The 23,823-nt window shown below is 71.3% G+C and carries 17 protein-coding genes; 6 read left to right on the forward strand and 11 right to left on the reverse strand.

All coding sequences use genetic code 11. The annotated features are described in order from the left end of the window. Together HB662_RS19200 and HB662_RS19205 are read left to right on the forward strand one after the other, a co-directional pair. A complete protein-coding gene (locus HB662_RS19200; RefSeq protein WP_168051638.1) occupies positions 1–1,224 on the forward strand; it encodes an acyl-CoA dehydrogenase in 1,224 nt (407 codons plus the stop codon). A 113-nt stretch (positions 1,225–1,337) separates the two neighbouring features. Further along, positions 1,338–2,303, forward strand: a complete 966-nt coding sequence (locus HB662_RS19205; RefSeq protein WP_168051640.1) for a Bug family tripartite tricarboxylate transporter substrate binding protein — start codon at positions 1,338–1,340, stop codon at positions 2,301–2,303. Positions 2,304–2,359: 56 nt separating this feature from the next. On the opposite strand, the gene HB662_RS19210 is transcribed toward HB662_RS19205, so the two are convergent. Genes HB662_RS19210 through HB662_RS19250 form a run of 9 tightly spaced genes read right to left on the reverse strand, consistent with a single transcriptional unit; the run spans position 2,360 to position 14,475 of the window. Continuing rightward, positions 2,360–3,070, reverse strand: a complete 711-nt coding sequence (locus tag HB662_RS19210) for a PP2C family protein-serine/threonine phosphatase (protein WP_168051642.1) — start codon at positions 3,068–3,070, stop codon at positions 2,360–2,362. Then, the gene (tagF, locus tag HB662_RS19215; RefSeq protein ID WP_168051644.1) at positions 3,067–3,585 is read right to left on the reverse strand and encodes a type VI secretion system-associated protein TagF; all 519 of its coding nucleotides are present in this window, start codon (positions 3,583–3,585) and stop codon (positions 3,067–3,069) included. Before tagF ends, HB662_RS19210 begins: the two co-directional genes overlap by 4 nt. Before the next feature lie 30 nt (positions 3,586–3,615). Continuing rightward, positions 3,616–7,092: a type VI secretion system membrane subunit TssM gene (gene tssM, locus HB662_RS19220; protein WP_168051646.1), complete on the reverse strand. Its 3,477-nt coding sequence runs from the start codon at positions 7,090–7,092 to the stop codon at positions 3,616–3,618. Then, positions 7,092–8,480 carry a type VI secretion system protein TssL, long form gene (tssL, locus tag HB662_RS19225; protein WP_168051648.1) on the reverse strand — a complete coding sequence of 463 codons (1,389 nt, stop codon included), beginning with the start codon at positions 8,478–8,480 and terminating at the stop codon, positions 7,092–7,094. Before tssL ends, tssM begins: the two co-directional genes overlap by 1 nt. Continuing rightward, positions 8,477–9,817, reverse strand: a complete 1,341-nt coding sequence (tssK, locus tag HB662_RS19230; RefSeq protein ID WP_168051650.1) for a type VI secretion system baseplate subunit TssK — start codon at positions 9,815–9,817, stop codon at positions 8,477–8,479. The genes tssL and tssK overlap by 4 nt, the downstream gene beginning before the upstream one ends. Before the next feature lie 16 nt (positions 9,818–9,833). Next, the gene (gene tagH / locus HB662_RS29775) at positions 9,834–11,552 is read right to left on the reverse strand and encodes a type VI secretion system-associated FHA domain protein TagH (protein WP_168051652.1); all 1,719 of its coding nucleotides are present in this window, start codon (positions 11,550–11,552) and stop codon (positions 9,834–9,836) included. Between the two features lie 7 nt (positions 11,553–11,559). Further along, entirely contained in the window at positions 11,560–11,862 is a 303-nt protein-coding gene (locus tag HB662_RS19240) for a PAAR domain-containing protein (protein WP_168051654.1), read from the reverse strand. Then, complete coding sequence (locus HB662_RS19245; protein ID WP_168051656.1) at positions 11,862–12,488, reverse strand: DUF6931 family protein; 627 nt, start codon at positions 12,486–12,488, stop codon at positions 11,862–11,864. Before HB662_RS19245 ends, HB662_RS19240 begins: the two co-directional genes overlap by 1 nt. A 1-nt stretch (position 12,489) precedes the next feature. Then, on the reverse strand, positions 12,490–14,475 hold the full coding sequence (locus HB662_RS19250) for a type VI secretion system Vgr family protein (protein WP_168051658.1): 1,986 nt from the start codon (positions 14,473–14,475) through the stop codon (positions 12,490–12,492). A 224-nt stretch (positions 14,476–14,699) separates the two neighbouring features. Between HB662_RS19250 and HB662_RS28825 the strand changes: the two genes are divergently transcribed. The 3 genes from HB662_RS28825 to HB662_RS19265 are packed head-to-tail and all read left to right on the forward strand — an operon-like array spanning position 14,700 to position 19,028. Next, positions 14,700–15,815 carry an SH3 domain-containing protein gene (locus HB662_RS28825; protein WP_171970258.1) on the forward strand — a complete coding sequence of 372 codons (1,116 nt, stop codon included), beginning with the start codon at positions 14,700–14,702 and terminating at the stop codon, positions 15,813–15,815. 1 nt (position 15,816) lies between these two features. Further along, entirely contained in the window at positions 15,817–16,068 is a 252-nt protein-coding gene (locus tag HB662_RS19260) for a hypothetical protein (RefSeq protein WP_168051660.1), read from the forward strand. Next, on the forward strand, positions 16,068–19,028 hold the full coding sequence (locus tag HB662_RS19265; protein ID WP_168051662.1) for a caspase family protein: 2,961 nt from the start codon (positions 16,068–16,070) through the stop codon (positions 19,026–19,028). Before HB662_RS19260 ends, HB662_RS19265 begins: the two co-directional genes overlap by 1 nt. Positions 19,029–19,101: 73 nt before the next feature. Here the strand turns inward: HB662_RS19265 and HB662_RS19270 are convergent, their stop codons facing one another. Both HB662_RS19270 and tssH read right to left on the reverse strand, forming a co-directional pair. Continuing rightward, positions 19,102–19,581 (reverse strand): Hcp family type VI secretion system effector, encoded by a 480-nt coding sequence (locus HB662_RS19270; protein ID WP_168051664.1) that lies wholly within the window; start codon positions 19,579–19,581, stop codon positions 19,102–19,104. 67 nt (positions 19,582–19,648) lie between these two features. Continuing rightward, positions 19,649–22,483, reverse strand: coding sequence for a type VI secretion system ATPase TssH (tssH, locus tag HB662_RS19275; protein WP_408871644.1), 2,835 nt, complete (start codon positions 22,481–22,483; stop codon positions 19,649–19,651). Between the two features lie 112 nt (positions 22,484–22,595). Here tssH and tssA point away from each other — a divergent pair, with 112 nt between their 5' ends. Beyond that, complete coding sequence (gene tssA / locus HB662_RS19280) at positions 22,596–23,717, forward strand: type VI secretion system protein TssA (protein WP_342449543.1); 1,122 nt, start codon at positions 22,596–22,598, stop codon at positions 23,715–23,717. Positions 23,718–23,823: the final 106 nt, after the last annotated feature.

The raw sequence follows: 23,823 nt of genomic DNA on the forward strand, positions 1-23,823 counted from the left end.
ATGAACGTCGTCACCCCGGTCGCCCAGCAAGCTGGCGCGAAGAAGTCCAGCAGCTCCCCCTTCACCTGGGACGACCCGCTGCTGCTGGACCAGGCGCTGACCGAGGATGAGCGCATGATCCGCGATGCGGCGCGCGAGTTCTGCCAGGAAAAGCTGATGCCGCGCGTGCTCATGGCGAACCGGAACGAGACCTTCGACCGGGAGATCATGAACGAGTTCGGCGAGATGGGCTTCCTGGGCGCCACGCTCGAGGGCTATGGCTGCGCCGGCGTGTCCTATGTCTCCTACGGCCTGATGTCGCGGGAAGTGGAGCGGGTGGATAGCGGCTATCGCTCCGCCTTCTCCGTGCAGTCCTCCCTGGTGATGTACCCGATCCACGCCTTCGGGTCGGAGGAGCAGAAGCAGAAGTTCCTGCCGAAGCTGCGCACCGGCGAATGGGTCGGCTGCTTCGGCCTGACCGAGCCGGATGCGGGTTCCGACCCGTCCTCGATGCGCACCCGCGCGAAGAAGGTGGATGGCGGCTACCTGGTCAGCGGCTCCAAGACCTGGATCACCAATTCCCCGATCGCCGATGTGGCGGTGGTCTGGGCCAAGGATGATGAGGGCGTTCTCCGGGGTTTCCTGCTGGAGCGGGGGATGAAGGGGCTGACTTTTCCGAAAATTGAAGGAAAATTTAGCCTGCGCGCCTCGGTCACCGGCATGATCATGATGGATGAAGTCTTCGTGCCGGAGGAGAACAAGCTCCCGGGCGTGAAGTCCCTCGCCGGCCCCTTCTCCTGCCTCAATCGTGCCCGCTATGGCATCGCCTGGGGTTCGCTGGGCGCCGCCGAGTTCTGCTGGCATGCGGCGCGCGACTACACGATGAACCGCAAGATGTTCGGCCGCCCGCTGGCGCAGACGCAGCTCATCCAGAAGAAGCTGGCCGACATGCAGACCGAGATCACGCTGGGCCTGCACGCCGTGCTGCGCGTCGGCCGGCTGTTCGACGAGCATAAGGTCGCGCCGGAGATGATCTCCCTGGTCAAGCGCAACAATTGCGGCAAGTCGCTGGATATCGCGCGCATGTCGCGGGACATGCATGGCGGCAACGGAATCGTGGACGAGTACCACGTGATCCGCCACGTCATGAACCTGGAGACGGTGAACACCTATGAGGGCACGCATGACGTCCATGCGCTGATCCTCGGCCGCGCCCAGACCGGCCTGAACGCCTTCGGCGGCTGAGACCTGCTTCCCCTCCCCCGCTTTGCGGGGGAGGTCGGGTGGGGGCTTCGACCTCACCCATATTGCTGCGCCGCAGAAACACCGGTTACGCTCGGGCATCAGGAGTATCCCAGATGCCCTCACGTCGTAGCCTCGGCGTCGCCGCCCTTTCCCTGCTTGCCGCCCCTGCTTTGGCACAAGGCACCTGGCCGAACCGGCCGGTCCGCCTGCTGGTGGGCTTCGCGCCCGGCGGCTTCACGGACATCGTCGCCCGCGCGATCGCGGAGCAATACACTGCCATCCTCGGCCAGAACTTCGTGGTGGAGAACCGCTCCGGCGCCTCCGGCACCATTGCCGCCGATGCGGTGGCCAAGGCGCCGGCGGATGGCTCCGTGCTGCTGCTCGGCCATTCCACGCCGAATGCGGTTTCCGCCGCGCTCTTCTCCAACCTGCCCTTCGACCCGCTGAACGACCTGACGGCGGTGGCGCAGCTGGCCGTGCACCCGCATCTGCTGGTGGTGCCGACCGCGTCCCCCTTCCGGACCACGGCGGACCTCATCGCGGCGGCGAAGGCGCGTCCCGGGGCGATCTCCTTCTGCTCGGCCGGCATCGGGTCGGTCCACCACACGGCGTGCTCCATGCTGGCGCAGAAGGCGGGCGTCGAGTTCACCCACGTGCCCTATCGCGGCAGCGCGCCGGCCATGGCGGATCTGATCGCCGGGCGCGTCGACATGACGATCGAGGGCATCAACACGGTCGGCCCGCTGATCAATGACGGCAAGCTGCGCCCGCTGGCCGCCGGCACCCTGGCCCGCATCGGCCCGCTGCCGGATCTGACGACGCTGCAGGAACAGGGTTTCGGGGATATCGATGCGCAGAGCTGGGTCGGCATCTTCGGCCCGGCCGGGCTGCCGGCGGAGATCGTGGCGAAGCTCGGCACGGCGTCGGACCAGGCGATGCATGCGCCGGCCTTCCAGCGCATCCTGACCACCGGCGGGTCGATCCCGGCCAGCCGCCGCGGCGCCGAATTCCGCGCCTTCCTGGCGCTGGAGATCGAGCGCTACAAGGCGGTGCTGGGGGATGGCAAGATCGCGCTGTAGCGGCTGGCCGCCCTCACCCAACCCTCTCTCTCCCTCCTGCGGGTGGAGAGGGCTTTTCAGGCTGCGCGGACGACGATGGCCGTCACATTGTCCCGCGCGCCATTGGCCAGCGCCGCCTGCAGCAGCACCTCCGCCCCGAAGCCATCCGTCAGCATGCGGCCGATCTCGGCTTCGGGCACGGCCTTGAACAGCCCGTCGCTGCATAGAAGAAACAGGTCCCCGGGGGCCAGGCGGGCGCTGGTCTTGTCGAGTTCCAGCTCCCCGGCGGCACCCACCGCGCGGGTGATGACATTGGCCTGCGGGTGGGCCTCCGCCTCCTCCTCCCGCAGCACGCCCTGGTCCACAAGGTCCTGCACCAGGCTGTGGTCGCGGGTCAGGCGGGTGAAGGCGCCGTCGCGCAGCAGGTAGATGCGGCTGTCGCCGGCCCACAGGCAGGCGAAATGCCCGCCACGCGCCAGCAGCACCGCCAGCGTGGTGGCGATGATCCGGCCCGGCCCGGCCTCCTGCGCCCGGCGCTGCAATTCCGCATGCACGGCGGTGATCCGCAGCCGCACCTGCGCCAGCATCTCCGCCGCCGAAAGCGCCGGCGGCAGGTCCTGCAACGCGGCGACGGCGGCGGCGGAGGCGACATCGCCGGCGCCATGCCCCCCCGCGCCATCGGCTACCGCCCACAGCCCGACATCGGGGCGGTCCACGAAGGCATCTTCGTTCCGAGATCGCACCGTACCAGGGTGGGTGGCGGCCTCGCTGGCCAATGCGCCGTTCATCCCCCGCCCTCCACCAGCACGCGGAACAGCATCGGCGGCGGCAGCGCCGGCAGCGGCCAGTGGTGCTCCGGTGTCAGCCACCAGCCCTCCTCCGGCGAGGTTTCCGCCGCCCAGGGTTCGGGCAGGGCCGCCAGCAGCGCATCGGCATCCTGGCCCAGCGCGCGAGCCTGCTGGCCGGCTTCCTGCAGGCTGTCGAACCAGGCCTCGGCGGGGGCGGGAGAGGCAGGCGGCAGCAGCGCGGCCAGGGTCAGCGGGTAGCGCCGGCCGACCAGGTCCTCGCTCGGCAGGATCACCCCGGCGACGCGGGATGCGCCGCAGGCACCCGCCGGCAGGAGGAAGCGCCAGGCCGGCGTTGCGTCCCAGGCGGCGGCGAAGGCCGTGTCGTCCAGCCCCTCGCGCAGCGCCGCCAGGCCCGCCTGCAGCCAGTCATCCCACGGCACGGCGAAATCCTCCGGCAGCGCCCGCCGCAGGAAATCACCATGCGCCGGCAGCTTGCCGAGGAAGCCGGTGGGCATCTCAGCCGGCTTTCGGGGGGGTGGCGGTGCTCATGGGGCCAGTGCCGGGCAGCGGAAATCCTGCAACTCGCGCAGCCCGAAGGGATGCACGATGGAGGAGGCGCGCAGCTCGAACTCCGCCCGGCGCTCGCCGTGCTGCAGGGTCAGCCGCAGCCGGTCCGCCGCCCGGGTGGTGGTCAGCCGCCCGCGGGAGACCAGCCGCATCGCCGCCCAGGCACCATCCGTCGCCAGCGGCCCGGCCGAGCTTGGCGGGTCGAAGGTCAGGGTGATGCCGCCGCGGGCGGGCCATTGCATGGGGATCGGCCGGCTGGTGGCGCCCTCCCCGGCCAGCACCACGCGATTGCCCTCCACCTCCAGCACCGCGCCGGTGGCGCCGGGGTCGATGCCCAGCGGCACCAGTTCGAAGCGCAGCCCCATCGCTGCACCGGCAATGCCGGCGGGCCAGAAGGCGTCGCGGATGGCGGCGGCGCGCTGGAATTGCCGCAGGTCCGCCTGGGTGACGGGCGGCACCAGGCCGTCGGCGGCAACCGGCCGCCAGGGATTCTGGGTGGTGTCGACGAAGTTCCGCAGATGCTGGGCGAAGAACTGGTCGAAGACGCCGCCCGGGCCGAACAGGCGGACGAAGTCATCATAGGGCGTGTCCGCGGCGGAGAGCGTCTGGCGGAAGGGGAAGCGCGTCTCCAGCCCGCGGCAGAAGGGCGCCAGCGCCGCGCCGCCGGCCGCCGCGATGGCGGCGCGCGCGCCGCCGCTCCGGGCGGTGGCGGTGGAGAGCGACAGGGTGTTGAGCCAGCGGGAGAGTGGTTCCGGCGCCCGCTGCGCCTCCGCCGCCAGGCGCTGGCCGGGGTCGAGGCCGATGCTGGGCGGGATGACGGTGCCGGGCGGCGAGGACACCACGCGGGCCACCTGCACATACAGCTCGTTGACGATGGCCAGGATGGCGTCGAGCGGCTGGCCCGCCACCTCCCGCAACGGCCGGAAGCGTTCCTCCACGATGGTGGCGACCGGCGCGGCGGAGGAAGGCTGCAAGGCGGCGCCGACGGCGGCGGCGAGACGGCTGGTGCTGGCAGCGGCGGCCTGTGCGGCCTCGGTGGCGGCCGCGGCCGGGGCTTCCGGCGGCGTGCCGGGGGAAAGCTGGCGGGCGGCGCCGCGCAGCACGTCGCGCAGCGGGGAATTCGGCGCGCCGAGCAGGTTCAGCGCCTCCGCCGCCTGGTGCAGGTTGCGGAAGGGCGGCAGCACGATGTCGGCCAGCATGGCCTGCCAGGCGCGGGCGTAATCCTCCGCGTACAGACGCAGCACCGCGGCTTCCAACTGGCGCGGGTCGCCGGCCATGGCGGTCGCCGCCTCCGCCCCCAGCACCCAGCTTTCGGAGGCCGCTTCCAGGATGGCGCGCGGCAATTGCGGCAGCAGCGCCTTGTGCAGCCCGTCCACCGTGAACAGCCCGGGCACGGCGAGCTCCGCAATGGGGCGGCCGGAGGCGGTGGCGAACCAGCGCTGGCCGGCGACGCCCATCGCATCGCCCGGCTTCCAGGGCGGCGCGTTGTTGGCTGCCGTCCGAAGCCGGCTGTAGATGCGCTCCGCCATGGGCAGGCGGGAGAAGATGCGCCGCGCCTGGTCCACCAGCGCGCCATCCAGCGCGTAGCGGCTGAAATCGGTGGCGAGCAGGGCTTGCAGATGGCCGGACAGCGCATCCCGCACCGGGGTGCCGACGGCGCCGGGGAAGGCCTGCTGCCAGTCCAGCGTCATCCATTCCTGCACCAGGGCGCGGTCCATCGGGCCGGCGCGGCCGAGCATCAGGTAGATGCGGGTCGCCTCGTACAGGAATTCCGGGCGCTGCATGCCGGCGCGGATCTGGTTCTCCAGCCTCGCCAGCAGGCGGGGCAGCAGCACGCGGTCCAGCGCACGCTCGTAGGAGAGGTCGCCGGCCTCCACCAGCTTCGCCTCCTGGCTCAGCCCGAGTCCGACACCCTCGGCGCGGGCGGCAGCCGGCAAGGCGCGGGTGGCGTCGAGATAGGGGATGACGCGCAGCAGTTCGTCTTCGGCTGTGATGCGGTCCAGCGGCAGGCCCTGGGCGGCCTGTTCGGCGCGGGCGATGGCGGCTTGCAGATTGGCGCGGCGGGTCGCCTCCGCGTTCATCGCGGCATAGCCCCAGGCGCCGCCGCCGATCAGCAGCAGCAGCGCCGCCGCCCAGGCGCCGGCCTGCACCAGGCGGCCGCGCTTGGCCTGGCCACGGTCGCGTGCTGCCAGGCGGGCCTCGCCGAACACCACGTCCCGCAGCAGCCGGCCGAGGAAATAGCTGCGCCCCTTCTGGCCCATGACGGAGGCCGGGCGGCGCGGATCGAGGCCGAAGGCGCGGGACAGCGCGCCGGTCAGCCGGTCGATCGGCGTGCCTTCCTGGGTGCCGGAGGTGAAGTAGATGCCGCGCAGGAAGGGCGCGGGGTCGAGCTTCGATCCGCCGAAGGCAGCGGTGACGAAGGCCTGCAGGGGCGCTTCGAGGGAGGCGAACTGCGCCGGGAAGCCGCCGATGCGGGCGCGCTGTTCCGGGCCACGTTCGGCCTGCAACCGCTCCAGCAGCCGGTCCTGCAAACGCTGCGTCAGCGCGGCGAATTCGGCCGGCAGCTTCGCCGCATGGCCGTCCGGCCCGGCATCCTCGGGGAAGGTCACGCCCCAGACCTGGGCACGGGTTTCCTTGTCGAGATCGTCGAAGAACTCGGAAAAACCGACGATGAGGTCGGCCTTGCTGACGACGAAATACACCGGCAGGCGCTGGCCGAGCTTCTGCTCCAGCTCCCGGATCCGGTTGCGCACGGTCTGCGCATGCGCATCCCGCTGCGCCGCATCCAGCCGGCTGATCATATCCGCGCCGAAGGCGACGACCACGCCGTTCAGCGGCTGCTTCGGCCGCTGCCGCTTCAGCAATTCGAGAAAGCGTTCCCAGCCGGCCTTGTCCGCCTGCGCGTCCGAATCCTGCGTGGTGTAGCGGCCAGCCGTATCGATCAGCACCGCCTGCTCGGCGATCCACCAATCGCAGTTCCGCGTGCCGCCGACGCCCTTCACCCGGCCGGCGGACAGAGGAAAGTTCAGGCCGGAATTCTCGATGGCGGTGGTCTTACCGGAGCCGGGCGGGCCGATGATGACGTACCAGGGCCGCTCATACAGATAGCCGCCCTTGCCGCCGCCGGCCGTCTTCAGCGCGCCCAGCGCCTCCGCCAGCCGGGCGGAGACAGCTTGTTCCTCGGCGCTCGCGGCCTCCGCGCTCGCCTTGTCCTTCGCGGCGGCGGTGTCGGCGGCGGTGACGCCGGCGATCAGCCCGGCCTCCCGCTTGCGGCGGCGCTGCACCACCACCAGCATCACGGCCAGCCAGACCAGCACCGGCAGCGCGGCGAGCAGGCCGAGCAGCCACAGCGCCTCGATGCCCAGCAGCGCCGGGGCAAACAGCCAGATCACCGGCACCAGGATCAGCGCGCCGAACAACCCGCCCAGGGCGGGGATGGTGAGGAAGGCCTTCATCAGCGGGGCTCCCCACGCGTCAGCACGAGTTCGATGCGGCGATTCTCCTCGCGCCCCGCGGCGGTGGCGTTGCTGGCCAGCGGCTCGGTATCGGCGCGGCCGACGGCGCTGAAGCGGCCGGGATCAGCGCTGGCGGCGGCAATGACGCGCATCGCGGCTTCCGCGCGGGCCAGCGACAGATGGTGGTTGGAGGGGAAGCGGACGGTACGGATCGGCTGGCTGTCCGAATGGCCGTACAGCACGACGCGTCCGCGTTCCTCCGCCATGGCTTCGGCGATGCGGTTCAGCAGCGGCAGGAAATTCGACTCCACGCTGGCGCTGCCGGAACCGAACATGCCTCGGCCCTTGATGCGGATGGTCAGGCGCTGCGCATCGCCATCCACCACCACCAGGTTCTGCTGGATCTCCGGCGCCAGGAAGGTGCGGACGCGCTCGATCAGATCCGGCCGCGCGGTGGGCGGCGGCGGCGGGGGCGGCGCGGGCGGCACCGGCGGGGCGGTGCGGTCGATGCCCGGCAGCGCGCCGGGCGGCAGGCTGGCGAGGCGCGCCTGCAAGCCGTCACCCGCCGCATTCACCTGGTCCGAGACGAAGATCCAGCCGAAGGCCAGCAGCGCCACGGCCACCGCGCCCGCCACCCAGGCGGGGACGGAGCGGCCGGGCCCGCGATGCGGCGCATCGACGCCGCGCCAATGCGGCGACAATTCGCGTTCCCAGTTGCCGCGCAGCTGCACCAGAAGCTGGAACAGGCCTTCGCGGATGCGGTCGAGTTCCGCATGGCCGCGCGGCGCCAGGCGGTAGCGGCCCTGGAAGCCCAAGGCGAGGCAGAGGTAGCAGATCTCCAGCGCCGGCAGGTACCGGCCGGGGTCCTTCTGCATGCCGGTCAGCAGGTCGAAGAATCGCTCGCCGCTGCGGACTTCCTGGTGGAAGGAGGAGACGAGGGAGCGCGTGGCCCAGCCGCTCGCCTGGCCCCAGGGGGTGGCGAGCGCCACATCATCCAGCGCGGCGCAGAGCGCGTAATGCGCGGCACGAAGCTGGTCGGGCGTGACCTCCAGCGCGCGGGCCTCGGCCTCGAAGGCGCGCAGCGCGCGCATGGCGCGTTCGCGCAGTTCCTCGGGGTTCGCCACCTGCGCGGCCTGCGGGCCGGCGCCGAGGCGGGCCAGCAGGTCCAGCAGCGGCGCGGCGGCGGCGGCCAGTGGCGAGAGGCCGACCTTCGGTAATGCCTCCGCCTCGCCGGCCATGCGCGGCGCGGCTTGCATCGGCGCGGCAGGCTGGGCGGGGGCGGCGGTGCGGGGCGGCGGTGGCGGCACCGCACCACCCATACCCCCACCGGGGCCGCGCACCACCGTGCGGTCATTGTCGTCGGGTTCGGAGAAGGGATTGTCGCTCATGCGCGGATCGCCCAGAGCTCCATGCGCAGCCCAGGGAATTCGCCGGAGACATGGATGGCGAAGCCGCCCGAGGTCTGCATCTGCTGCCAGTGCGGACTGCCCCTATCGAGCTCGAAATAGGTGGCGCCGGCGTTGAAGGGAATCTGCCGCGGGGCGACGGGCAGCGGCCGCACGGCAATGCCGGGCAGCGCCACATTCACCAGCTCGCGGATATGCTCGACGGCGCCGATCTTCACCTGGTTCGGGAAGATCCTGCGGATCTGCTCGCCGGGGACATCGGCAGCGACGGTCAGCACGAACTGGCTGGCGCGCAGCAGGTTGCGATCGGTGATGGCGCCGACGCGGACGCCGAAATTGCGGTCCTGCAGCGGGATCGAGACAGCATTCGTCTCCAGCACCGCCGAGAGCGAGCGGCGCAGATCGGCCACCACGGGCGCGAAGCTGCGTTGCAGATCGTCGTGCCGGTAGGAGGGATAGGCGGTGGCGCGCTTGTCCGGCGCCGTGAAGGTGGCCAACTCGCCCGCCACCTGCACCAGCGCAGCGAACAGCGTCTCGGGGTGCAGGTTCCCGGCATCGGCCCAATGCGCGATCAGCGGCTGCCAGCGGTTGATGGTCTGCAACAGAAGAAAGTCCGCCACATCGGCGACGCCGCGCGCGCCGGGCTGGCCGAGTCGGGCGGCCAGCGCCTCCCCCCTCTGGCCCAGCATGCCGACCAGCTCCGCCACCAGGTTGTTCAGCACCGCGGCGGCGGAGACGCGCAGGCAGGGCGGGATGAAGCGTTCATCCAGCACCACGCGGCGATCCGCCTGCACCTCCACCACCCGGGCGAGACCCAGGCAGGCATAGCCGGCGCGCTCCTCGCTCTCCAGCATGTAGCGCATCCGCAGGCGCCCGATGCCGAGTTCGGCGGCCATGGTGCTGTCGCTATGGGTGTCGAAGGCCTCGAAGGCGCGCAGCGTGTGGCGGGCGCGGGCGGCCTCGGGGCCGGCATCGGGGTTGGCGACCTCCGGGCTGCCGGGCTGGCGCAGCGGCAATGCGAGATACACCACGGCGTTGCGGGTGCCCTCCGGCAGGTCCAGCGGCAGCGGCGCATCGGCGGTGCCGGGGATGGCGAAGGGCGTGCCATCCTCCATCACGCCCATGGCGCCGGACAGCGCGAAGCGGCCGGCGGCCAGCAGATCCCGGTCCAGCGATAATTCAGTGACGCCCCAGGGATGCGGTCGCAGCGGCGCGGTCCGCGCCTGGAGCAGATGCTCGAAGTGCCGGTCCTGCTGCTGGAAGTGCTGCGCGCGAAGGAACATGCCTTCCTGCCAGACCACCTTGTCGTGCCAGACCATCTTGCTTCGTTATCCCTCAGCGCTCTCGCCGTGTGGTGGCCTGTTCATAGGCCCTTGCGAAGGCCTTGCCGAAGGCGCTGTCGAAATCATCCTCGAACTGCTCCACCAGCAGCCCATGGCGGCGCCGGTAGGAATCCCACAGCCGCTTCTCCTTCGCGCCCGGCAGCAGGCCGCCGCCGGGATCGTCGGCCTCGATCGAGGCGGGGGCCAGGCGTTCCAGCAAGGCGCGGGCAGCGGCCTGGGTGGCGGCGAGCGTTGCCACCTGATGCGCCGTCAGATCCTCCACGGTCTCCTGCACCGCGGCCAGCGCCGGGCTGCGCGGGTCGAGCAGCGCGGCGAGGGCCTGGTCCTCGGTGGCGGCGAATTTCAGCGGGTTGTTGTTGGCCGCGCGGAGCATGGTCTGCTCGATGCGGAATTCGCGCTTCACATCGGCCCGCGCGATCAGCAGGGCGCGGATGCCGGTGATCGCGGCGCGCAGCACGGCACCGGCGGCACGCAGCGCGGCATCCGGATTCTGCGCGGCGAGTTGCGCTGCCATCTGCGGCGGCAGGCCGGCGCCGTCCAGCAGCGCGGCCAGGGATGCGGCGCTGTCCGGCGCGGGCATGGCGGGCGCGGGCATGGCGGGCGGAGGCATCGCAGGCGCGGGCGACTGGGCCGGCGGGACGTGCGGCACGGCGGCGGGCGGCGCACGGAAAGCGTCGTCGGTTTCGAGGAATGGGTCGCGCGGCGGTGGCGCCGGGGGTGCAGGCGGTTGGGGCGCGGCCGGCATCGGCGCAGACGGCATCGGCGCAGACGGCATCGGCGCGGACGGTATTGGGGTGGGCGGCACGGGCGCGAAGGGGTTCGCGGCCGGTGCGCCAAAGGGGTCGGCGGCGAAGGGGTCCACCGCTGGCGGCGGGGTGGGGCGCGGTGTCGGCGCGGCGGGTGGCGGCGCGGCCGGACGCGCGGGCGTGAGGTCCAGGTCCCAATCATCGGGGATCAGCGCCTTGCCGGCCGGCAGGCTCGGCGGGACCATGAAGGCCTCAGCGGTGGAGGGCGCGTGATCCGGCATCGGGCCCTGCTGCTCAGCGGGGCCGAAGGGGTCGAAATCATCCGGCAACAGCCCGCCGCCGCCCTGCCCCGGAGGGGCACCAAAGCCCTGCCCCGGAGGGGTACCAAAGCCCTGCCCCGGAGGGGTACCAAAGCCCTGCCCCGGAGGGGTACCAAAGCCCTGCCCCGGAGGGGCGCCGAAATCCTGCCCCGGCGGGGCGCCAAATCCCTGCCCCGGGGGGGTGCCGAAATCCTGTCCCGGCGGGGTGCTGAAGCCCGAACCTGAGGGAGCGCCGAAACCGGGCAGCGATGCGCCTCCGAAACCCTGGCTCGGCGGCGCGTTCGCGAAGGGGTCGGGTGCGGCGCCCCAGCCGGGCTGGTCCGCCGCCTCCGCGATCCGCACCTCGATCTCATAGGCGCCGAGTCGCAGCCGGTCGCCATCCCGCAGCGGCCGAATCTGGTCGCGACCGACCGGCGCCTCGGCATGGTTCACGAAGGTGCCGTTGGTGGACAGGTCGCGCACCTGCCAGCCACCGCCGAAGAACTCCAGCACGCAGTGCCGCTTGGACAGCACGCGGTCCGGGTCGGCCAGCGGCCAGTCGCATTCCGCGGCGCGGCCCAGGCTGATCTCGCCGCCGGTGGCGCGGCGCTGGCCTGGCACCACGGCATCGGGGCAACGCAGCACGGACAGGGTGATTTCCGACATGCGCGCCTCAGCCGCCGATCAGCACGGTGGGGAAGCCCATCACCAGCGCGCCGCCATGCGCGCAGGTATCGCCGATGCGCGCCGCCGGCAGCTTGTTCACCAGCACCGTCATGCTGCCCTTCACGATGATATCCGGTGGCCCGACGCACATGCAGGTATCGGTGAGGCGCGCCTGCGGCAGCTTGCCGGTCAGCACGGTCGGGGAGCCCATCAGCACCGGCCCGCCGACATGGGGTATCGGCACCGGGGCGGGCGTGACCATCGGGCAGACATGCATGTCCGTGATCCGGGAAGCCGGCGGTCCTGGCATCACCCCACCTCCGCGGTCTTGGCGCCCACCGGCTGGGAGTCTTCCTCCGGCGCGATGCGCCCGGCGCCACCGGCGGCGATGTCACGTGCCGAGGCGAGGAAGCGCGCCAGCCGGTCCTGCGCGCGTTCGGGACGGATTCTGACGGCCGCCAGCACCACGCCGCCGCTGATGGCGACGCCGGTCAGGTGGTCCGGCGGCGGCACCTCCGGCTGGCCGGCGGGCGCCATGCTGCCGCCGGACCAGAAGGCGCCGACGGCGGCCCAGGCTTCCGGCGTTCGGAAGCCGGTGCGCTGCGCCGCTTCCATCGCGGCGCGGCGCAGCCCGTCATCGCCCGGCTTGCGAACCCAGGCCTCCGCCGCCTGCAGCGCCGCGGCATCGGCCGGCGTCAGCGCCGGGTCGGGCACCGCGCGGGCGCACATGCAGCCCCACCACACGGCCTCACGCTTCGGCAGCGCATGGGCGGCCAGCCGCGCCGCCTCGTTGCGCAGCCCGGCGGCCTCCAGCTTCGCGATGCCTTCCGCGGCGGTCGCGGCGCCGGCGATGGCGGCGACGGCGGGTGGGTCGAGCTCGAGCCGCGGCAGCAGGGGAAGCAGCGGCGCGGCAAGCTTGGGAAGGGGCTCGGTCATGTCAGTTGATCATCACCAGGGCGCCCTCGACCTGGATCAGCGCGTCCCCCTTCTCCTGCACCATCAGGCCCTTCACCTTGTGCACGAGCTGCGCCTCGCTGGTGATCAGCATGCCCTTCAGCGTGATGCCGGTCTGGTCCACCACCAGCGAGGATTGCCCGACCTTCAGCGTGATGGACTGCATCGCCTCCAGCGTGATGGCGCCGAGGTCGCATTTGATGGAGAGGTTGCCGAGCTTCAGGTTCGTGCTGTCATTGCCCATCTTCAGCACGGTGTCGCGGTTGCCCATCTCGATAGCAAGCGAATCATTGCCCATCTTGATGGTCTCGGTCCGATTGCCCTTCTCCAGCGTCAGCGTGTCGTCCGCATCCTTCACCGTGACGGTGCGCGCATTCTGCACCACTTCGGTCTGGTTGTGGCCGATGGTGCGCTTCTCGTCGTTCTCGACCTCGACCGTGAGGTCCTTCTGCGCGTGCAGCGTGATGTCCTCGCTGCCCTTCTTGTCCTCGAAGCGCAGCATGTTGGCATCCGCCGCGCTGTCCGACTTGTAGCTGCGCGTCAGGATGCCGCTCTGCGCCTTGTTGGTGCCGGGCTTGAAAGGTGGCGGCGCATCCTTGCCATAGACCGATCCGACGACGATCGGCCGGTCCGGGTCGCCATCGAGGAAGGCGACCAGCACCTCATCCCCCACGCGCGGTGGAAACCAGGTGCCGCCCCAGGCGCCGGCTGCCGTCTGCATGACGCGCACCCAGATCGAGGAGGTGTCGTCATCTTCCGCCCAGCGGTCCCAGCGGAAGCGCAGCTTCACGCGGCCGAATTCGTCGAGGTGGATCTTCTCCCCCTTCGGGCCGGTCACCTTGGCGGAATGCATGCCCGGCATGATCGGCCGCGTGTGGCGCGGCTGCGGCATCCAGACGCGGCCGGCGAAAACCAGGCGAAGCTGCGCGGCGTAATGCTCCGTCTGCCCCGCACCAGCGACGAGGCCGGAGGTGTCGGAGGCCTGGTGGCGGGCGCCAGTGACCAGGAACTGCCGGTTGTTGAGGCTGCCATCCTCCCGCTTCACGCCGACGAAAAGCCGCACGCCGGGGGCGAAGCGCGGGTCGCGCGCATCCGCGCCGTATTCCTCGGACGCGGCTTCCTGCGCGCCCATCAGCACCTCGCCGCTCTCCAGGTCGGGGCGGGTGGACATGCCGCCGGGCCAGTGGAACACCTCGCCCCCCGCCCACATCTGCGCTTCCTCGACATAGGTGCGGGTCTGCCTTGTGGCGTGCAGTACCTCGGAGGGCCGCGACCTTTCGCTGTCCATGTCGTCCAGCTTGGTCATGGCGCTGCGCGCGCGGTTGATGCGCCGCCAGCCGCCGAGATGGTCGAGCTGCGGCGCGCCATGTTCCGCCGTCATGCTCTCCACCACGTATTGCGGGAAGCCCTGCGCGCTGTAGGCCACGTTCATCTCGTGGCCGGAGGCACTATGGGTGAAGCTGTAGGTCAGCCCGTGTTCTTCCAGCAGGCGGGAGACGAAGTGCAGGTCGGTCTCGTTGAACTGGGTGCAGTAGGGCATCGGCTGGAAGCCGGGCAGCATGCTCCATTTCGGCTCCGCCAGGCCGTGGTCGGACAGCACGGCCTTCACCACCTCCTGCACCGTCTTGTCCTGGAAGATGCGGCAGTTGCGGCGCAGCCCGAGCCGCCACAGATTCGGCACCGCCACCAGGCGATAGGCCATGCGGCCGGCCGGGCCCGGGCCGAGGCGCTGGAATTCCGCCACCACGCCATGGAAGTGCCGCACCAGCGGCGAGGGTCCATGCTGCGTGACGGTGATGCAGAGATCCTTGGTCAGCAGGCTCTCGGGCAGCAGGTCCGGATCCTCGCCCAGCACCTCGGCCTCGATCGCGTAAGGCGTGCCCAGCTCCTCGGTCACGTTCAGCCGCACGACCATGAGGGCCCGGTCGGGCAGATGCGTCTTGATGCCGAGTAGTCGCGGAGGCTGCATGCCCGTCAGGTCCTCCCCTGGGGAATCCGAAATGGAAAGCGGAATCCCTGCCCTGCCGGCAGGATAGACACGCTTCGCCGCCGACGGAAGCAACCGCTGCGCCGGATGCAACAGGGCGCAACAGTGTTGCGCGGTCGGCGCAACCTTGACGCGAATTGCAGGGTGGCGGCGGATCGTCGCCGCTGTTACCGTTCGTTGCCATATCCTGCGCCGGAACGCCGCACATGCCGCGCCCTCATCCCATTGCCGACACCCAGGCAGGCCCGGTTCGGGCCAACCCGGTCGGGGCCAATCCGGTCGAGGCCAATCCGGTCGGGGCCAACCCGGTCGGGGCCAATCCAGTTCGGGGCAAGCTGCACCGCGGCCTCGCCATGCTCACCGCCGCCACCATGCTGACGGCCTGCGTCTCGACGCGGGAGGCACGGATCGGTGGCGAGGACGGCGACGCCTGCCGCACGCAGCTCGTCGCGCTCGACAGCACCGGCAATTTCTTCGCCGAGGACATCCTGCGCGGCGCCGCCATGGGCGCGGTCGGCGGCGCGCTGATCGGCGGGCTGCTGGCCGCGGCCACCGGGCAGCGCGGCAGCGGCATCGCGGCGGGCGCCGCGATCGGCGCGGTGGGTGGCGGCGTGGTGGGCGGCACCGCCGGCTACCTCTCCGCCCGCCAGCAGCAGGCCACCGACCAGGCCTCGCTGAACCTGGCAGTGGCGGGCGACCTGGCGGCGGAGAACGCGCAGCTCGACCGCACCCAGATCGCCTTCGACCAGCTGATGGATTGCCGCTTCCGCAGCGCGGAACAGATCCGCGCCGATCTTCGCAGCGGGCGCCTCGCGCGGCCGCAGGCGGCGGCGGCGATGGAGAACATCCGCGCCCGCACGCAGCGCGACATCCAGCTGGCGCAGACCATCAACGGGCAGATCGCCAGCCGCGGCGCCCAGTTCGACACGGCGATCGACACCGTGGCCCCCGGCGTGAAGCAGGCCGCCGCCATGCCGGTGCGCGCCGTGCCGGCGCAGCCACGCGGCGACGTGAAGCTGTATCTCCGCCCCGATGCCGCCTCCCCGGCCGTCGCGCAATTGCCGCCGCGGGAACGGGTGACGCTGCGCCCGGCGCGCAACGGCTTCACCCAGGTGGAGACCAGCTCCGGCCTGCGCGGCTATGCGGCGACGCAATCCTTCCCCGAGGCGCGCAGCCTGGAGGCCCGCCCGGCCGTGGCGGAGGGCGGCGACGTGCGTTCGCTGGCCGCCAGCAACATCGCCCGGCGCGACAACTTCGCCGAGAGCGTCGGCACGGCGGAGCGTGTGATGGCGCAGGGCCAGGGCTTCGAACTGGCGACCTGAGATGCGCCGGCGCCCCGCCGGCCGCCGGCTGGTGGTGGATCGGGCGCAGCGCGCCTTTCGCCGCGCCTTCGCGGCAGGCGCGCTTGCGGGGCGGGCCTGTCGGGCCTCACCGGATGACGAGGATCTGGTCGCGGAAGAACGCGCGATGACCGGCGACCGTTGGTGGTATGCCGGAGCCCTCGGATACCTGCCGGAGACGATATGGCCCGACGATCTGGCTGGCCTGCTGGCCACCGCGCTGCCAGCGCATTGATGCTTCGCACCGTCTGCCTGCTGCTGCTGCTGATCGGCTGCGTGGGGAATGTGGCGGCGCAGGTGCCCGAGCCGCCGCAGCAACCCTTCCTGCGGGTGGAGGCGGCCGCGCACACCGCCCCCGTGGCGCGACTGGCCACCGATGCGGCCGGGCGCATGCTGGCGAGCGTTTCCGACGACAAGACGCTGCGGCTGTGGGACCTGCCGGAAGGCACGCTGCGCGCCGTGCTGCGCCCACCCATCGCGCCGGAGGCGGAGGGCGAGCTTTACGCCGTGGCGCTGACGCCGGATGGCAGGCGCGCCTTCGTCGCCGGCTGGACCGGCGCGGCCTGGGACCGCAGCTATGCGATCTACCTGTTCGATACCGGCAGCGGCCGCATGCTGGCCCGCCTGCCCGGCCTGCCCGCGCCGGTGCAGCATCTGGCGCTGTCCGCCGATGGCGCGCGGCTGGCCGCGGCCTTCGGCGGACGCGCCGGCATCCGCGTCTGGAACGCGACCAACGGCGCGCCCTTGTGGGAGGATACGGGCTTCGCCGGCCCCGCCCGCATGGTGGCGTTCGAGCCGCGCGGCCCAAGGCTGGCCGCCAGCGGCGCCGACGGCAGGCTGCGCGTGTACGACGCCAGCGGCCGCAAGCTGGTGGAGCGTGTGCCGCTCGCCAATGCGCGCCCCTTCGGCCTCGCCTGGTCGCCGGATGGCGGGCTGATCGCGCTCGGCTTCGAGGACCGCCTGCAGGTGGAGGTGCTGGCCAGCAGTGATCTGCGCGCCGTCTTCACCCCCGATCTGGCGGGGCTGGAAGGTGAGGGCCTGCCCGCGGTGACCTGGGCGCAGGATGGCAGCGGTGGGGTGCAGCTGCATGCCGCCGGCTATGCGCGGCGCGCCGTGGTGGCGCGCGGCATCGCCACGCAACGGGACACGGCGCCGGCGGAATTCATCATCCGCCGCTGGGGCGATTACGGCCTCGGCGGCTTCACCGACGTGGCGGCGGCGCGGGATGCCATCGCGCATCTGCTGCCGCTGCCCGGCGGCGGCCTGGCCTTCGCCGCCGCCGATCCGGGCTGGGGGATGCTGGCGCCGGATGGCAGGCTCGCCATCGCACCGCGGCCGCCGGGGGCGGATTTCCGCAATACCGGCGCGGCGCTGGCGGTTTCCGCCGATGGCACGCGGCTGCGCGTTTCGCTGCGGCGGAACGGGGCGCCGCTGGTCTTCGATGCGTTGGCCGGCACACTTGGGACCGGCAGCCCTGGCGGCGCCGCAAGCGGTGCCTTCGCACAGGCGCGGACCGAAAGCACGAAGCTGGTGGTGACCAATTGGCAGGACACCAACAGCCCAAGGCTTGGCCGCACGCGGCTCGCGCTCGGCGCCGGTGAATTCGCCCGCAGCCTGGCGCTGCTGGACGGTGATGCCGGGCTGCTGCTCGGCACCGACAACCATCTGCGGCTGTTCAACGCGGCCGGCCGCCCGCTGGCCAGCCTGCCGGTGCCGGGCGCGGTCTGGGGGCTGGCGCTGGCAGGCGATGTCGCGGTCGGCGCGCTGGGCGATGGCACGCTGCGCTGGTGGCGGATTGCCGGCGGCACCATCACCGAACAGGCGGCGCTGTTCATCCATGCCGAAACGCAGCGCTGGGTGCTGTGGACGCCGGAGGGGCTGTTCGACCACGCGCCGAATGGCGGCCAGGAACTGGTCGGGCTGCATCTGAATGGTGGCCGCGCGCAGACGCCGGAATGGGCCAGCTTCCAGCAGGCCTATCGCGCGCTGTACGCACCGGCCGCGGTGCGCGCGCGCATCGCCGGGGATGGCGCGCCGGCTCGCGCCCGGCTGGCGCAGCTTGGCGAATTGCGCGCCCGCGTCGGCCGTCTGCCGCTGCTCGCACCGGAATCGGCCTGCGCCGTTACGCCCGCGGGCTGCACGGAACTGGCCTGGGACAGCCGCAGCCTGCCGGAAGGCGCGACCGCGCTGCGGCTGCGCTTCGCCACCACCGATCGGGGCCTCGGGCTGGGTCCGCTGGATGTGCTGGTGAATGACCGCATCGCCGCGCGCGCCGAACCCGAACTGGCCGCCGGGACCCGCGGCAATGCCGGGGCGCTGGAGGCGGAGGTGCCGCTGGACCCCGGCCCGAACCGCATCACCACGCGGTTATACGCCGAGGACCGCACGCTGTTCGCGGAGGGTCCGGCACTGGATCTGCGCCGCGCCGGCGCCCAGGCGCCGCCGGAGGCCGGGCGGCTGGTGGTGCTGGCCATCGGCGTCAATCGCTACGCCAACCCGGCTTTGAACCTGAACTTCGCGGTGCCGGATGCGGAGGCCGTGGCGCGCGCGCTGCGCGCCCGGGCCGGCGGGCTGTTCCGCGACGTGCAGGTGACGGTGCTGCGCGATGCGCAGGCGACGCGGCGCGGCGTGCTGGCGGCGCTGGAGGATCTGGCACGCACGACCAAGCCGCAGGACACCTTCGTGCTGTATCTCGGCGGGCACGGCGTGCGGACGGAGCCGGACCAGCGCTTCCTGTTCCTGCCCCAGGACGCGACGGCAACCGGCGACTGGGCCACGCTGCGCCGGCAGGGGATCGAGGATTCGGTGCTGGTCGCCGCCATCGCCCGCATCCGCGCGCGCGACGGGCTGCTGCTGCTGGATACCTGCCACGCCGGCCAGTTGACGCTGGACCAGCTTTCCGCGCTGGGAAATGAGACCGGTCGCTTCCTGCTCGCCGCCAGCACTTCGGTGCAGGAGGCGCTGGACAGCTACGACGACCGCAACGGCGTGTTTGCCTTCGCAGTGCTGGAGGCACTCGGCGGCCGCGCCGCGGCAGATGGCGAGGGCCGGGTCAGCGCGCTCGCGCTCGGCGAATGGGTGATGCGCCGCGTGCCGCAGCTCGCGGCCGAAAAGCGGCACCGGCAGGATGCGGTGTTCCGCAGCGCCAGCCGCGACCTGCGCAGCTTCTCGCTCGCGATCGTGCCGCAGCCCTGACGGCGCACATGAAAAACCCCACCCGGCATCGCTGCCGGGTGGGGCGGAAGGTACGGGCGGATGCCCGCGCCGCTCAGCCGGACTTGGCGGTGGCGATGTCGTAGATCACGTGGCCCGTGGTGGTCGACTTGAACTTGTCGTCCACCTTCAGGTACTCGCTGTCCACCTTGGTGAAGTTGAACGACAGCGACTCCGACGGGCGGTCGCCGCCGCTGCTCAGCGAGTAGCCGCTGATCAGCGTGTTGGTCAGGATGTACTTCTGGTAGGCGATGTGCTTGCCGCTCGCATCCGTCTGCGTCAGGTCGATCTTCACGGTCTTCGCGTCACCGCCGATCGCTTCCTTCAGCATGAGCGGGGAGATCGCGTCCATCGTCTTGGTCACGACGATCTCGGACACGCTCGGCGCCGTCGCCTCGCGCTTGGAGCCGCCGCCGACGCCGGAGGAAATGCCACGGCCGACGCCCCACTGAAGGCTCTGGACCTCCATCCACTTCTCGTAGCCCGTCGCCGTCGCCTCGCCCGCGAGGTCGCCATACTTGATGAAGATCGCCATTGTCCGGTCCCTTGTCTCTGGTTGACCAACATTTCCCCGAATATCGCTGCCTCGGCCGCGGGGCCCTTCAGCCGAGGTCGTACCGGAAGCCGCCGGCATCATTGATGCCGACCTGCACCCGGCTGATCTCATCCCCAGCGGCAAGCCGTTCCAGGATGCCGGCGGAAAGCTCCGGCAACAGGGTGCGGCTGAGGATGTTGTCGATGTTGCGCGCGCCGGATTCCACTTCGCGGCAGCGGGAGACGATGGTCTCCGGCACCGCATCGTCGAATTCCAGCGGCACGCCGTAGCTTTCCTGCATCCGCCGGCCGATGCTGCGCAGCTTGAGGATGCAGATGCTCTTCAGCACCGCATCGGCCAGCGGGTAGTAGATGACGGTGTTGCAGCGGCCGAGGAAGGCCGGCTTGAACACCTTCAGCAAATCGGGCTGCAACGCCTCCCGCAACGGCTCCGGGTCCGGCGCCGTGTCCGGGTCCGCGCAGAGCTTCGCGATGGTGTCGGTGCCGGCGTTGCTGGTCATGATGATGACGCAGTTACGGAAATCGATGTCCCGCCCCTCGCCGTCCTTCATCTGGCCCTTGTCGAAGACCTGGTAGAACACGTCCTGCACGCCGGGATGGGCCTTCTCCATCTCATCCAGCAGCACGACGGAATAGGGACGGCGACGCACCGCTTCCGTCAGCACGCCGCCCTCGCCATAGCCGACATAGCCGGGCGGCGAGCCCATCAGGAGCGAGACCTTATGCTCCTCCTTGAACTCGGACATGTTGATGACGGTGAGGTTCTGCTCCCCGCCATACAGCAGGTCCGCCACCGCCAGCGCGGTTTCCGTCTTGCCGACGCCGGAAGTGCCGGCCATCAGGAAGACGCCGATCGGCTTGCGCGGATCGGTCAACCCGGCGCGGCTGGTGCGGATGGCCTGGGCGATCGCCTCCAGCGCGTGATCCTGGCCGACGACGCGCTCCATCAGCTTCTGCTTCAGGTTCAGCACCGTCTTGATCTCGTCGGAGACCATGCGGCCGACCGGAATGCCGGTCCAGGTCGCGACGACCTCCGCCACCGCCTGGCCATCGACCACCGGATGCACCAGCGGGTTCTCGCCCTGCAGCGCCTTCAACTCCTTCGATGCATCCGCGAGGTCCTTGCGGACCTGCTCGGCATCCGCGGCGGGGGCATCCGGCGTCAAGTTCAGCGCCGCGGTCTCGGCCTGTAAACGCAGGTCGCGGATCTTCGCGACGAGGGTCTTCTCCTGCTCCCACCGCGCATTCAGCTCGCCGAGTTCGGCCTCCGCCTTCACCCGCTCGGCCTCCAGCGCCGCGATGCGGGCGGCGTGGTCGCTGCCTGTCGCGCTCTCGCGACCGACGGCGCCGAGCTCCGTCGCGATCATCTCCAGCCGCCGCGTGCGATCCTCGATCGGTGCGGGGATCGAGGCCTGGCTCATGGAAACCCGCGCGCAGGCGGTGTCCAGCAGCGAGACGCCCTTGTCCGGCAATTGGCGCGAGGGAATGAAGCGTGCCGACAGCTTCACCGCATCGCTGATCGCCTCGTCCAGGATGCGGACGCCGTGGTGCTTCTCCAGCGTCGCGACCAGGCCGCGCAGCATGGCCATCGCCAGCGGCTCGGAAGGCTCATTCACCTTCACCACCTGGAAGCGGCGGGTCAGCGCGGCGTCCTTCTCGAAATACTTCTTGTACTCCGCCCAGGTGGTGGCGGCGACGCAGCGCAACTCGCCACGCGCCAGCGCGGGCTTCAGCAGATTGGCCGCGTCGTTCTGCCCGGCCTGGCCGCCGGCGCCGATCAGCGTATGCGCCTCGTCGATGAACATGACGATCGGCACCGGCGAAGCCTTCACCGTGTCGATGACACCCTTGAGACGGTTCTCGAATTCGCCCTTCACACCCGCGCCGGCCTGCAGCAGGCCGAGGTCCAGCGACATCAGCTTCACGCCGCGCAGCGCCGCCGGCACGTCGCCCTGCGCGATGCGCAGCGCCAGGCCCTCCACCACCGCGGTCTTGCCGACACCCGGCTCGCCGGTGAGGATCGGGTTGTTCTGGCGGCGGCGGGTCAGGATATCCACCATCTGGCGGATCTCCGCGTCGCGGCCGAGGATCGGGTCGATCTTTCCCGCTTTGGCCTGCGCCGTGAGGTCGGTGCAGAACTGCTCCAGCGGGCCATCGCCACGCGGGGCGCCGCCGGCAGCGGCCGGGGCGGCACCGGGTGCGCTGGCGGTGCTCTCGGCCTGCGCCGCCTCCTCGCTGCCGCTGGTGAGGTCGGGCAGGTTGCGACGCACACGATCCGCGGGTACCGCCGAAAGTGTCGGCGAACTGTCACGCAGCGTGCGCGCCAGAGCGTCATCCGCCAGCAGCGCCGCCAGCAGGTGGCCGCTGCGGATTCGTGAAACATTGGCTTCGAGCGAGGCGATCAGCCAGGCTTCCCGCAGCCAGGCGACGATGTCGGGCGACAGCGCGGGCGCGCGGGCATTGCCGGTGCGCAGGCGATCCAGCGCCTTGGTCAACTCGCCGGCCACCTTGCCGGCATCGACCTCCAGCTTGCGGAGGATATGGGCGATGTCGCTGCCGCTGGTCTCCACCAGCTTCAGCAGCACATGCTCGATCTCGACGTTATAGTGGCTGCGCGAAAGGGTCAGCCCGGCGGCCGCCTCAACCTGCCGACGGCAGATGTCGCTCAACCGTCCGACAACGGACTTCAGGTCCACAGCCACCATGTGACGAGTCGCTCCTCGAGACCTGTGCCCGGCGTTGTTTCGCCTTAGGCCTTGCCGAATGGACCTTCGCATCGCGAAAGCCGTTTCGGGGCCGCAGGCTAACCACCGGTAGCACAGGTGTCCACAATGCCAGCGGCAGGGGTGGAGCGTGTTTCGCCACGTTTCATGGCGTTTCATGATGCTCACCTGGAGGTATCGCGATGACTTGAACCTGCGGCAGAGTAGCGTGGCGATCGCGGGGTGCCTTAGCTCCGACGTATCGCGGCCGAATGCGGAAGAGGGGTGGCTGGTGTCCGAGGATCCGATCGACCTGGAGGCGCTGCTGGCGCCGCTGGAGACGGGCGAGGCTGGCGCCGGGGAGGATCTGCGCGGCGACTTCTCGCCAACCTCGCCGTATCAGCGCCTGCGCGACGCCCGCGCCGCGGCACGAGCCGAGGAACGCGCGCGCGACAGCGAGGGCGACACCGAAGGCCCGCCCGCCGAGGGCTGGCGCGACGTGGCGCGCATCGCGCAGGAGGCACTGGCCAATCGCTCCAAGGATTTCGAGGTGGCGGCCTGGCTGACGGAAGCGCTGGTGCGCCAGCATGGGCTGCCCGGCCTCGCCGCCGGGGCAAAGCTCATTACCGGGCTTTGCGAACAGTATTGGGAGAGCGGCTTCCCGCAGCCGGATGAGGATGGGCTGGATGCCCGCGCAGCGCCGATCGGTGGGCTGGCCGGCAGCGGCAGCGACGGCACGGTGATGCAGCCGCTGCGCCGCATGCCGTTGTTCCGGCGCACCGATGGCACCCCACTCGCCCTGTACCAGTGGGACCAGGCGGAGGAGACGCAGGCGATCGTCAATGAGGAACGCCTGGCCGCGCGACGCGCGGCGGGCGTGCCGGAACTGGCGACGCTGCAGACCGAGGCGCGCATGGACCGCGCCTTTCTGATCGGCGCCGGCCAGGCCACCACGGTGGCGCGGGAGGCCTGGCTGGCGATGGAGCAGGCGACCGACGCCCGCTTCGGCAGCGAGGCCCCCGCCACCCGCAACGTCACCCGGCTGCTGGACCGCATTCTCGAAGTGGTCGGCGGCCTGGGCGGCGGCGCGGCGGAGGCGCCCCCCCTGCCCGCCGGCGCCCCGAATGCGACCACGGCCGGTGCGGCCGCCGCGCCGGGTGCGGTTGCAACTGCGGCAGTGGCTGGCGGGCCGGCCGTGCTGGCGACGCGGGAGGATGCGCTGCGCGAACTCGGCCGGATCGCCGATTATTTCCGCCGCACGGAACCGCATTCGCCGCTGGCCTACACGCTGGAGGAAGCGGTGCGGCGCGGCCGGATGACGCTGTCCGAATTGCTGGCCGAGGTGCTGCCGGACACCGAGGCCCGGCAGGGCCTGCTGGCCCGTCTCGGCATCCGGCCGGACCCGGTCGAATGAGCCCCCGCTGCAAGCCAGCCGGGTCTTCGCGCCGACCGATGCCCGCGGAGGTTGACGCCGCGGGCATCGAAAGCGTTATCTGCCGACAAGGCAACGGCTTCGGTCG

The organism is Falsiroseomonas frigidaquae (assembly GCF_012163145.1).
Taxonomy (GTDB): domain Bacteria; phylum Pseudomonadota; class Alphaproteobacteria; order Acetobacterales; family Acetobacteraceae; genus Falsiroseomonas; species Falsiroseomonas frigidaquae.

Excerpts from the sequence above, each read along its gene's own strand:
- HB662_RS19200 (WP_168051638.1), top strand. The coding sequence starts at position 1 with ATGAACGTCGTCACCCCGGTCGCCCAGCAAGCTGGCGCGAAGAAGTCC.
- HB662_RS19205 (WP_168051640.1), top strand. The coding sequence starts at position 1,338 with ATGCCCTCACGTCGTAGCCTCGGCGTCGCCGCCCTTTCCCTGCTTGCC.
- HB662_RS19210 (WP_168051642.1), bottom strand. The coding sequence starts at position 3,070 with ATGAACGGCGCATTGGCCAGCGAGGCCGCCACCCACCCTGGTACGGTG.
- tagF (WP_168051644.1), bottom strand. The coding sequence starts at position 3,585 with ATGCCCACCGGCTTCCTCGGCAAGCTGCCGGCGCATGGTGATTTCCTG.
- tssM (WP_168051646.1), bottom strand. The coding sequence starts at position 7,092 with ATGAAGGCCTTCCTCACCATCCCCGCCCTGGGCGGGTTGTTCGGCGCG.
- tssL (WP_168051648.1), bottom strand. The coding sequence starts at position 8,480 with ATGAGCGACAATCCCTTCTCCGAACCCGACGACAATGACCGCACGGTG.
- tssK (WP_168051650.1), bottom strand. The coding sequence starts at position 9,817 with ATGGTCTGGCACGACAAGGTGGTCTGGCAGGAAGGCATGTTCCTTCGC.
- tagH (WP_168051652.1), bottom strand. The coding sequence starts at position 11,552 with ATGTCGGAAATCACCCTGTCCGTGCTGCGTTGCCCCGATGCCGTGGTG.
- HB662_RS19240 (WP_168051654.1), bottom strand. The coding sequence starts at position 11,862 with ATGCCAGGACCGCCGGCTTCCCGGATCACGGACATGCATGTCTGCCCG.
- HB662_RS19245 (WP_168051656.1), bottom strand. The coding sequence starts at position 12,488 with ATGACCGAGCCCCTTCCCAAGCTTGCCGCGCCGCTGCTTCCCCTGCTG.
- HB662_RS19250 (WP_168051658.1), bottom strand. The coding sequence starts at position 14,475 with ATGCAGCCTCCGCGACTACTCGGCATCAAGACGCATCTGCCCGACCGG.
- HB662_RS28825 (WP_171970258.1), top strand. The coding sequence starts at position 14,700 with ATGCCGCGCCCTCATCCCATTGCCGACACCCAGGCAGGCCCGGTTCGG.
- HB662_RS19260 (WP_168051660.1), top strand. The coding sequence starts at position 15,817 with ATGCGCCGGCGCCCCGCCGGCCGCCGGCTGGTGGTGGATCGGGCGCAG.
- HB662_RS19265 (WP_168051662.1), top strand. The coding sequence starts at position 16,068 with ATGCTTCGCACCGTCTGCCTGCTGCTGCTGCTGATCGGCTGCGTGGGG.
- HB662_RS19270 (WP_168051664.1), bottom strand. The coding sequence starts at position 19,581 with ATGGCGATCTTCATCAAGTATGGCGACCTCGCGGGCGAGGCGACGGCG.
- tssH (WP_408871644.1), bottom strand. The coding sequence starts at position 22,483 with ATGAAACGCCATGAAACGTGGCGAAACACGCTCCACCCCTGCCGCTGG.